General features: G+C 46.2%; 4 protein-coding genes. 1 reads left to right on the top strand and 3 read right to left on the bottom strand.

The features are described 5' to 3' along the window. Nucleotides 1-372: 372 nt before the first annotated feature. The 3 genes from QUA47_RS28635 to QUA47_RS28625 form a co-directional block, all read right to left on the bottom strand. A complete protein-coding gene (locus tag QUA47_RS28635) occupies nt 373-3,819 on the bottom strand; it encodes a PAS domain S-box protein (protein WP_333433272.1) in 3,447 nt (1,148 codons plus the stop codon). A 269-nt stretch (nt 3,820-4,088) separates the two neighbouring features. Beyond that, the gene (locus tag QUA47_RS28630; protein ID WP_333433271.1) at nt 4,089-6,011 is read right to left on the bottom strand and encodes a response regulator; all 1,923 of its coding nucleotides are present in this window, start codon (nt 6,009-6,011) and stop codon (nt 4,089-4,091) included. 205 nt (nt 6,012-6,216) lie between these two features. Then, nucleotides 6,217-7,503: a chemotaxis protein gene (locus QUA47_RS28625; protein WP_333433270.1), complete on the bottom strand. Its 1,287-nt coding sequence runs from the start codon at nt 7,501-7,503 to the stop codon at nt 6,217-6,219. Between the two features lie 631 nt (nt 7,504-8,134). Here QUA47_RS28625 and QUA47_RS28620 point away from each other — a divergent pair. Next, a complete protein-coding gene (locus QUA47_RS28620; protein WP_333433269.1) occupies nt 8,135-10,681 on the top strand; it encodes an ATP-binding protein in 2,547 nt (848 codons plus the stop codon). The last annotated feature ends 164 nt before the right edge of the window (nt 10,682-10,845 follow it).

Here is a 10,845-nt window from a genome sequence, read left to right as displayed (position 1 = left end):
ATGCACCTTACTTGCTCTCCATTTTTGGACACCATACCTAATTTACCACTATTTGAGCCTTAACTGAACCGTATTGCTTAAGAACGTCCTAATCGAGCGAGGTTGCTATATTTTGCCACTCACCTACTGAAACCCTGACCACAAAAATCGGGCGTTCCATAATGGCGGGATGATTTTGATTGTTTTGTGGGGTGGGCCCATGAACCCGTCCGATATATTTTCACCGCAGGCGGGACGCCTAACCCCTACTCCCCACAAGCATCATCCTCCAATTGTGCAACGCCAAAAATCGACAGATCAGCCTCCCAAAATCATCCTACCCGCGTGTGTTTCCAAGAACTTTAGCTTTCGCGAGATCTGATCGAAGCAATCTCAAAACTCAAAACTTTTTCCCCCTTCGCCTTCCAACGGTGCAGGCACTGTGAAATAGAAACTGCTTCCTTCTGAGACAACACTTTCGGCCCAAATTCTGCCGCCGTGCTGTTGCACGATGCTGCGACAGATAGCCAACCCCAAACCCGTACCTCCTTTTTGGCGGGAGTCAGAAGCATCGACTTGTTGAAACCGTCCAAAGATTGTTTCTAGTTTATCCGCAGGAATCCCCCGCCCTCGATCTTTGACTTCAAATAAAACCCGATCGCCCAAATCTTCAACCCTGACAGTTACTTTACTCCCCGGAGCCGAGAATTTAATCGCATTGCTCAACAAATTTACCAACATTTGAACGATTCTGTCGGGGTCAGCCCAGATTTTTGCTGTTTCGGGGATAATCGACAACTCAATGTTACTTTCTGCCGCCAAAGAAAGTACAGCTTCTGTAGACTTCCGCATCAAAACCTGGGCCTCGCACCACTGCTTGACAAGGATAACTTGGCTCGACTCGAGGCGTTCTAAGTCTAGAATATCGTTGACCAAACGCACTAACCGTTCGGTATCGCTCGAAGCGATTTCTAACATCTGTTTGGCAGTTTCCGGTTTATTTTTCAGTACCCCAGCCGCCAGCAAACCTAAAGAACCGCGAATTGAGGCAAGCGGCGTTCGCAGTTCGTGGCTGACAATCGAAATAAACTCATTTTTCATTTTCTCAATTGCCCGACTTTCTGTGATATCTGTGACTGTGCCGACGTGACCGATTAGTTGAGCTCTGTCGGAAAAAATCGGAGCTGTTTTAAGCCGACAAAACCGAATGGTTCCGTCTCGCTGAATGTGGCGGAATTCGCAGGAAAATTCCCCATCTACCGATTGCGATTGAGACCACTTAGACAGAATTAGTTTGAGGTCTTCGCGGTGAACAAACCGCATCCAGCCGTTTCCTAAAGCTGCTGCCGGTGTGAAGCCACCAATTGCTTGACACCGAGGATTTGTATAGGTACATTTCCCCTCTGTATCGATTTTGAAAATGCCCACGGGGGAACTCTCGCTCAGAGAGCGAAATAAAGCTTCGCTTTCCCGGAGTTCTGCTTGAGAGCTTTCTAGTTCTCTGGTTCGCTGCAAAACTCGCATTTCTAACCGTTCGTTGAGCTGTTGGAGGGCGGCTTCAGCAAGTTTGCGATCGCTAATATCGCGGTGCACTGATACCCAGTGGGTAAACTCACCATTTTCGTCCGCTAGGGGCACAATGCTCATTTCTACCCAAAATTCCGTCCCGTCTTTGCGGTAATTGATCGAGTCAACCCGCACCGGCTGCCAGGTTTTCAAAGCTGTCCGAACTCGATGGAGACTGGCGCGGTCTGTTTTTTCTCCTTGCAAGATGCGGGGCGTTTTGCCAACAATTTCTTCTAGCGTATAGCCGGTCATCCGCGTGAAAGCTGGGTTGACATATAGAATTCGCGGGCCCGGTTCCTCAATCGGTTCAGCTTCGGTAATTAATACGGCGTCGTTAGTGGTGGTGACTACTGATTCCAACAGGCGCAACTGTAATTCTCTAGCTTTGCGATCGGTAATTTCTCTAACTGTCCCCACCATCCGCACTGCATCGCCGGCTTCGTTGTAAAAAAACTTACCCTTCCCCTCAATCCAGTGAATGCTGCCGTCCGGCCAAACCACGCGGGTTTCGTGACAGTAATCCGATCGCTGGGCGATCGCCTGATTTATAGCATTCTCCATACTTTTTAAATCTTCTGGGTGAATGCAAGTTGCAAAACTTTGATAAGTTCCGCCAAAAGTGCCCGGGGTCAACCCAAACAACTCTTCGTGTTCCCTCGACCAAACTATGCGGTTTTTCTGCACGTCCCAGTCCCAAAATCCAATTTTGGTAGCCGACAAAGCTAAGCTAAGCTGCTGATTGGTTTTCCGCAACTCCATGCTAGTAATAGCAACTCGAAGTTCTCGGGCTATTTCGATTTCGCACCGCTGCCAAGGCAAAGATTTTAACCTCACAGTTTCTTGCCACAAGTCAAAGGAATTGCGAGGAGACAGCGGTGGGCTGCCATCCGGTTTAACTTCAATTTCCCCGTCTGGTTTACCGGCCCAGTTGACAGTTTGAATTGTTTCTGGACGAAACCACAAAATGTAATAATTTTGCATCTCGGACAGGGCAAGTACCAGCAAACCGCTAGCAACTTCTTTAAACTTCTCGGATGGCGGATACAGTTTTGAGAGAGAATCTGTATGAAAAATATCCTTAGTTTTTTGAGTTTTTATCCAAGCAATTAAGCTCTCGATTTCTACCAATTCCGGGGTTTTGCCGATGGTTGTTAAATTTTCATTGGCACACACAACTCCACCGGTAGCGCCCACTAAGGTCAGTAATTCATCTGGGGATTTAAGTAAACCTTCTACAAACCAGTGTGATTGAGAAATTTTGGTGACAAACTTATGGCAATTTTCTTTTAAATAAATTGCATATTCCCAATTTTCGCTATCTTGTTTGTAGCTAAGTTCTAGATTCACAAACTTGGCTAGCAGTTCGCAAGCCTTTCTTGTTTCGTAGCTGACATACTTTCGTGTAGGGTGGTGACAAGCGATCAATCCCCAGAGTTTTTGATCTTTGATTAATGTTAAGGTCATGCTAGCACCAATGTCCATGTTTTTGAGGTATTGAACATGGCAAGGGGAAACTGCTCTCAACAAAGAGAACCCCAGATCCAGGGGGCGACCGGTCAGCGGATTGCAGTGAGGAATTAGTTCTACAGGCTGACAGTTAATATCGGGAATAAACCGAATTAAATTCATGTTGAACAGGTTTCTTGCCTGGGGGGGAATATCGCTAGCCGGATAGTGCAGTCCCAAGAAAGGAGCCAAATTTTCTACTTTGTCTTCGGCGACAACTTCCCCCGCACCTGTGGCATCAAATTGATAGACGATCGCTCGATCGAAACCGATCATCCTCCGCACTTCTTCAACTGCTTTCTGACACAGCACTTGCAGGTTGGGTGTTTTGTGGATTTTGTCTATCGGCTCTTGGACTAAATGATAAAAATTGAAAGAATCGCTATGTTTTGGGGAAACAGCCGATTCGAGTTCAAGAATTACTGCTGAACTAGATTGATGCAGCGTCCCCTGAAAAAAAGACTGGCGGTTTTGACTTGTGAATGATAATCTGATACCGTTAGATTGATGGCAGTTTTCAAATAAAGCTTTTTCTATAGCCTCAATTTCCTCAGTTTCGACAAATTCCTGTAAAAATTTGCCCAAAAGTTCTTCGGGATAAATGCCGAGATCCTCAAAAATATTGTTGCTAACTTGCAAAATTTTCAACTCAGGAGATTCCAGCACTAAAAGGATGCCATGAGGTTGGATCGCAGCCGGGGCGTAAATTTGTTCGCCGTCGCTGTCATTGAGATTGTCTGTGTCTGAGGGCAATACCATTGCTTTCATCTGATTAATACTTCTCTAAATTAGCCTGTGTTCTCGATCGGCGCGCCAGCATCAATCAAAAGCACCGCGTCGGCATCACACCATCTAACAATCCCAAGTCTGGCTAAGGCTTCCTGAGTTGTTTCGGGCACGCACTGCATATTTACTCCTAGTTATCCCATTTAAAAAAAAGACTACAACTGTAGGTACGCGATCGAAACCCATCTCTCATAAGTGATTTCCAGTTCTTCAATTCTTTAATTCTTTAATTTTTTAAATCTCAAATGGGATTAGCGCTGTGCTTGAGCCAGTCTGTTTCTGAGTTGAGTCCGCTCCAAACGATTCAGGAGGCGAGCAATTAATTCCGGTTTCACGATCGGCTTGTTAACGTAGTCGTCAGCACCTGCGACAAACATTTGGCGCACTGTTTCCGATTCGGAATGAGCTGTCAAAAACAGCACTGGAAGCTTGCTCCAGCGCAAATCGTTGCGAACTGCCAAACACAGCTCGATACCGCTGTAACCGGGCATCTCCACATCTAAAATTAGCAAATCCGGACAAGTCGTTTCCAGTACCTCCCAGAACTTTTCGGGATCGTCCAAGGTTGTTACTTGAAATCCCCAAGGTTGTAGAATTACTTGCAGTGCAGCCAATAGATGCACGTCATCGTCTACCACCATAACTTTAGCTTCAGCAGGGCCAGTCTGGTCGATTAGTTGGGCCACTGCTTTGAGTATATCTGCTGGGGGCATAGATTTGTGTAAAAAGCCCGAAGCTCCCAAACGAGCAACTTCTATTCGATCGCTCAATTGATTGTGTGCGCTAAAAACCATCACCGGAATTTCGGGCTTTTCACTGCGGAGTTCGGCTAAGAGAGAAAGTCCGTTTTCTTGAGATCTGGAAAATGTCAAATCCAGCAAAATCGCGTCGGGAGGCTGTCGAGAAATCGCATTTCTTGCCGCTTGCGGAGAGTTGGCAACTTCTATCTGGAAGCCGGAACCGGATGCTACTGTTTTCAGTTGCTCGCTCCCAAAAGTATCATCATCAACAATCAGCATTCGGCGCTTTTGGGAAACCGCAGGAACCAAATCGCCTTCTGGTTCGGGCGACGGGTCATCGAATATATGTTTGAGCTTATGCAGAAATCCCTCAATCTCCTGAGCCGTCCCCGGTTTCAAGATGTTTTCAGCCTTGAACAAATGTTCTATCTGGCGCGCAAATTCCGAACCTTTCGGCAGGCCTAACGTTCCCAAAGAACCGACTAATTTGTGAGCTTGAGCCTGGGCTTCCTCGCGCACTTCGCCCTCCAAGCTTCCGTTTTTCAGTTGAGCGATCGCGCGATCGAATATCGCCACCTTTTCTATAAAATTAGCTTTTAAATTTCCCCGCATTTTGGCAATCGCATTCAAGACTTTGAGACGGCGTTCGTCTTTGTTTAATTCCTGGCTGGACCCGCTGGATTCAGTAGATAAAGTCTCTTGAGTTTTAGCAGTTTCTGCCGTTTCCTGCCCAACTTGTTGGCTCTCAATCTCATCCGGCAGACTTTTGAGCCGATAGCCCAATCCGTACACGGTTTCCACTAAATCTACTGTCATCCCGGCGGCTTTCAGCTTCTGCCGCAGCCCCTTGATGTGAGCAGTAACGGCTTCTTCTTGAGGAAATTCGCCGGCCGACCAAATGCGATCGAGGATGGCGCTGCGACTGAAAATGCGCCGGGGATTTCTCAGGAAAAGTTCTAGCAAATTGTACTCTTTGGGAGTCAAGTGCAGCACTTTTTCGGCATAAGTTACTTCCGTAGTGTCCGGGTTGACTTGCAGTTTTTCCCATGTCAAATTTGTACTCGACAAAGTTGTCTTACCCCGGCGCAGCAAAGCCCGAATTCGAGCGATTAATTCTTCGAGATTAAATGGTTTGACCACATAATCGTCTGCACCCGCCTCTAAACCTTGGACTCGATCGTTGCTGCTATCTAGCGCTGTCAGCAGTAAAATCGGCATTTGGCAGCCGGACGATCGCAATTTTCGACACAAACTAATGCCGTCGAGTTTAGGAATCAGCACATCCAAAACAATCAGGTCGTAATCGTATGCCTGCACCAAATACAACGCTGTTTCACCGTCTGCGGCCGCATTCACATTGTAATTGTGAGAGTTCAGCGCTTGAGTCAGCAAACTGACTGTAACTGTGTCATCTTCTACCAGCAGGATTTTCATCAGCGTCACCTGTCCTTCCAACTATATTTTGGAACTTTTTATCGGTTTTTGGGCATAATTCAATAGCGTTTTTACAACTGAATTTAAAAATCCCTACCTTCAGTATAACAAATAGTCTTCTTGAAATAGAATAATCGTTAATAATTATATTGTTTTAAATTTATTTTTTCCTCTCAAAATACCTCCTTATATTCTGGCTGGAAGTTTATGGTTTTTTGGACTTCAGCGCTTGCTGAATCTTTTGAATCAGATATTGCGAGGAATCTTGATGTTTAACTAAGTCTTTCAACTCGGAAACCGCTACTTCGGCGTGTTCTATCTCTCGAACTAAAGAATTAGCGGTAACACTTTTTATGACTCCCAAAGGTTCTTGGAGAGCGGTCAATGAATTGAAATTTTTTTCCGCTATTAATTCTTCCAACTCTAGCAGGGCCATTTCTGCGCGATCGATCTTGATTGTCACTGATTTAGCCACATTAGCACCCGCTCTTGCTGCCTCCGTGAGTTCGTGAACTCGAAGTTTAAACCGACTGGCAATTTGCTCCATTTGAGTCCCCAATTCAAAAGTTTTACTTGCCAGTCTGCCAATTTCTAGACTCACTTTGCTCAGACCGCTGGGCTGACTTCCCATTTGATTGGTAACTACAGCCACCTGTACTGCTAAATGCCTGACTTGTTCGATCGCCTCCCGGATGGTTCGGGAGGTGCGGTTAACCGTTTCTAAATCATTAGCTATTGCTTTGCCCACGCCCAAAATTTTATCTGTATTGTTGCAAATAGAATTAGCACCTTGAAAAGTAGCTTGAAATGCTTGGCGACCTTCCGAAGAAATCAGTTTCGCAATCCTCACAAATCGCTGATTCATTTGAGCAATTTCTTCAGCTTGTTTAACCAGTGCCACTTGCTGGGAATTGGGACTGGTCTGCAACTTTTCTGTTTGACGCTGTTGAATTTTTAAAAGCTCATTACATTCGTGAACCTTAGCCTGTTCTTGTTGAAGGAGCGCCAAATACTTGTGTCTTTCTACTCGGTATTTGTGAATAACTTTGTTAGCTTGCGATAAAAGTCTCGACTGGGCAATTACCATAGTTTGAACGTCCAAAATGCGGTAGCTTTGGTTTTCCATTACCACAATAATCGGTTCATAAATCAAGTCTTTGTGCCTGTTGAAAGAGGCTTGCACGGCATCGTCAATTTTCCAGTTTTCCGAAAGCACCAAAGGCGGAATTCTAATAAAATCTAACAAGGCTCGAATCGGGTGGGAGCCGTAAAGTTTTACGCGATCGGGAAAACTCATTTGCTCTCGAAATTTGACGCGAGAAATCATGCCCAATACTTGTGATTCATGAGTAATAATGACTCCCGGCAGGTCTGGTTCTTGCTCAAATCTTTCAGCCACTACCTGTCCTGGAGTTGCAGCGCTCACTTGGAAGTCGTGACACGGCAGATGTCCGATCGTGAAATCGGGGGTGAGTTGAGTTAGATTGCTCATTTACCCGGATAGCGTTAAGTACAAGTTAACAAATTATATATTAATATAATACTGGAATAAGATTGTTGAAAGTAGTCAAAGACCCAGCACGGAAGTGACTGGGCTTGGGGCCTAAAACTTCATTTTCAGTTGACCAGCCTGAGACCTTTGATGTCTAGGTTTTTTGAGTAATGACACCAAGGGGATGCGTAGCTAGTTCCCTGTTCTGTCGTTAAGGGTTAAACATTTTTATTTGGGTTAAGGACGTGCCATTAGGCGAATCAGCTCAGAAAACAAAGGCGCGTGCTAACTTCACCCCAGCAATGGGAGTGGAATTGCTTAGTTTCCATCAACAACCCGGTTCACAAACACAACCAGAAGCGATCGATTATATAGCCGTATCCCTTCCCCCCGTTTCCTCCTACCGCTTTCGCGCTCGTAAAGCGCTGCAGCGGGGGTCACTCGCCCAGAAGAAAGATGACAACTATATGGAGAAATTAGCTCTCTGGCTCCGGGGCCTTCTATTACCTACTTTCTGACTACTGTCATCTCAAGTCTGTTGGATGGGCCGCGCCTGCTGTGTCCCAGGTTCCGTCCTCACAACAGGGCCATTCATATTTTGTTCTTTAAAACAACCGGGAAAATATCTAGATTGAAACCAAAAACCTTAAATCGGACTTTGCCACTAGCAACCTTTGAGGCTGCTTACCAGTTGTTACAGCAAATGGCTGAAATCCCAGGGGCGATTTGGCTTACCGACGATGCGATCGCTGATTCTCAAAATCGGGAATATTCGTCGGAAAGGTTTGCAGCAGTGGTATCAGATCATTTTAGCGCGCTGCTGCGGGGCAATCTATTAGATGAGTTCGCAACAAACGGACACAAGCACAGCGAAAAAAATCTCCATTCGCAATTGAATGTGCAGTTGACTTTCGACCCCGGGGCGATCGCCCATTTCCTGTCTCCCCTCGCAGACAAACTCGCAGAAATAACCCCCGCACCCTCGTGGCAAATTGACATTCGCGCCCTCAAACAAGGAATTAAAAATATACAGCCCAACTCGGCCGTTATTCAAAGCGAATTTACCCTAAATTTGCTGGGTCTTCTCGCTGCCAATGCCAACCCAAATAATCGCCTGCCCCTACACAGCCAAACAGAAATAGAGGGAAAATCAGCGCCCAAAGTTATAGCTCCAGAAACGCTACAAAGCCAGATTGCCGAAGCCGTCAATCAATTACAAATTGCCAGTCCTTGCATTTCATTGTGTCAGCCAGTAGAAGCTGCTTTGCAGCAGCAGCTCGAACAAGAGCGACTTTTGAATCAGGTGACAACTCAAATCCGCCAGAGTTTGGAATTGCCTGTAATTTTGTCAAAAGCAGTCGAGCGAGTGCGAGAGTTTTTGGAGGTCGATCGCCTGTTAATTTATCAATTTGAAAAAGTGCCAGTATCGCACAATGGCGAGTTAGCTAAAGAAATACCTGCGGCGGTTTCTGGATCGGGCGAAATTCAAGAAAATTCCGGGTCTTACTTGTATTTAGGTCGCGTCACCTACGAAGCTTTAGCCAACGATGCTATCTCGTCTGTACTGAATTTTAGTGAAGGCGCGCAGTGTTTTACCAATGGAGTCATTGACAGAGAGAAATATCGCAAAGGCTTGGCTTTGTGCGTGGCGGATGTGGAAACAACTTACTCTTCGCAGCCTTGTTTTTTAGAGTTGATGCGGCGCGCGAAGGTGCGCGCGAAGTTGCTAGTGCCGATCGTAGTTCAAGACGAGTTGTGGGGACTGCTAATTGCCCATCACTGTACTGTTCGGCATTGGGAAGAAAGCAAAAAAACATTTTTGCGGCAAATAGCAGAACATTTGGCGATCGCTATTTACCAAGCCGAACTTTATGCACAAGTCCAGCAGCAAAAGCGCACCTCAGAACAGCGCGTAATAGAGCGCACGCAAGAACTGCGCGATGCACTGGTGGCCGCCCAGTCTGCCAGCCTCGCCAAGAGCGAATTTTTGGCAGCTATGAGCCACGAATTGCGGACTCCCCTCACCTGCGTCATCGGCATTTCCGACACGCTGCTGCGGTGGTCTTACGGCAAAGTTGGCAGTAAAGAAGTGCCGCTGCAAAAGCAGCGGCAGTACCTGCAAACTATCCGAGACAGCGGCGACCACTTATTAGAATTAATTAACGATATTTTAGATTTATCGCAAGTAGAAGCGGGAAAAGCTGTATTAAAAATTAGTGAATTTTCACTTTCTAAATTAGCTTCTCAGAGCCTGCACGCTCTCAAAGAAAAAGCTGCGGCTAAAGGGGTGGAACTGGTGCAAGAACAGCGGATAAAACAAGAGTGCGATCGCTTCATCGCTGACCCGCGCCGCTTGAGACAAATTCTCTTCAATCTTTTAGGAAATGCGATTAAGTTTACTCCCAAAGGGGGGCGAGTCATCCTGCGAGTTTGGGTGACAGAAGATAAAAATCGAACGCCTGCAGTGCGGCAGCCCGGTACTGCACCTGCTGGCAGTACCGCTGTTTTTCAAATCAAAGATACTGGCATTGGAATTCCCGAAAATCAGCGAGCGCTTTTGTTTCAAAAATTCCAGCAGTTGGATTCCCCCTACCGCCGGGAATACGGCGGCACCGGTCTGGGATTGGCCTTAACTAAACAGTTAGTAGAGCTTCACGGCGGCGCGATCGAAGTCAACTCTCAAGTGGATGTCGGCTCTACTTTTACCGTTTTTATACCCATCCAAACTATAACCAAAGATGAATCCACAAAATTCACCTATGAAAAATCTAATTCATCTTTACCGCTGCATTATTCCTCGCGGGGCAGCCTCGTACTCGTGGAAGAAGATGAAGAAACTGCCATGCTGATTTGCGATATCCTGACAGCCGCAGGACTGCAAGTGGTGTGGATGATTGAAGGTTCGGCGGCGGTGGAACAAATTGAACTTTTGCAACCCAATGCTGTGATTGTCGATATGCGTTTGCCCGGTATGAATGGCTGCGAAATAATTCACCAACTGCGCCAAAAACGCGCTACTGAAAATATCAAGATTCTAGCTTTAAGCGCTCATGAAATTCCGCCCGATCAGATATCTCTCGTGACGGCGGGAGCTAACGAGTGTTTGGCTAAACCGATTCACCCGGAGCAATTGCTGGACAAAATTATTTCTTTAATGACCGGGATTGGTAATGGGTAATTGGGGATGGGGCATTGGGCATTGGGCATGGGGCATGGGGCATGGGGCATTGGGCATTGGGGATGGGGCATTGGGCATTGGGCATTTAATATAGCAATCCTATATGAATTGTGAAAAGGCATCAAATCTTTTCAAGTTAGGAAAATTGAAAAGATTATATTTAG

Origin of the sequence: Microcoleus sp. MON2_D5 (assembly GCF_036701905.1) — a bacterium.
In the GTDB taxonomy this organism is placed as follows: domain Bacteria; phylum Cyanobacteriota; class Cyanobacteriia; order Cyanobacteriales; family Microcoleaceae; genus Microcoleus.
Note: the sequence above shows the minus strand (reverse complement) of the source record. Positions and strands in the feature narration are given on the sequence as shown.